This window comes from Cryobacterium sp. MLB-32, from assembly GCF_000738085.1.
In the GTDB taxonomy this organism is placed as follows: Bacteria; Actinomycetota; Actinomycetes; order Actinomycetales; family Microbacteriaceae; genus Cryobacterium.
The window spans coordinates 1-684 of record NZ_JPRS01000800.1 but is presented as its reverse complement, the minus strand read 5'-3'; the positions used below and the strand labels follow the sequence as shown (position 1 = coordinate 684).

Genomic DNA, 684 nt, shown 5'->3' with positions numbered 1-684 from the left:
CTGCATTTCGACTACGGGGGTTCGCACCCTCTATGACCCAGGGCTTTCAATCCTGTTCGGTCTATACAACGTTTCTAACCCTCACCATCTCGGTAGAATGAATAGAAGTCCCGCAACCCCGACCATGCAACGCTACCGGCTATCACACATGATCGGTTTAGCCTCATCCGGGGTTCGCTCGCCACTACTAACGGAATCACTATTGTTTTCTCTTCCTGTGGGTACTGAGATGTTTCACTTCCCCACGTTCCCTCTACCCGCCCTATATATTCAGGCGGGAGTCACCAGGTCACCTCACGGGCCTGGCGGGGTTTCCCCATTCGGACATCCTCGGATCACAGTTCGTTTATCAACTCCCCGAGGCTTATCGCAGATTACTACGTCCTTCTTCGGCTCTACATGCCAAGGCATTCACCGTTTGCTCTTAAAAATTTGAAATCACATGAGTTTGAATCGATTAAGTATGCCGAATAAATCCGACATCGAAATTGACCAATGATCTAATTGCTTAGATCTTTGTAATTTGTCGAACCGAAGTCCGATCAAATTTAAGATGCTCGCGTCCACTGTGTAGTTCTCAAAGTACGGGCGGTACCCCTTCACGCCGGCGATTGATGCCAACAAGAAAAGGTCCAGAGGAAAGGTCAACCCCACACCCAAAGGCATGGAATGTTCCGGTCCCTC

At 49.6% G+C, this 684-nt stretch carries 1 rRNA gene and 1 pseudogene; both read right to left on the bottom strand.

Annotation, left to right across the window (positions count from 1 at the left end):
• A 23S ribosomal RNA gene (locus JF66_RS24080) occupies positions 1-438 on the bottom strand; the annotation flags it as partial.
• Positions 439-684 (bottom strand): annotated as a pseudogene (locus tag JF66_RS24910) (hypothetical protein); the annotation flags it as partial.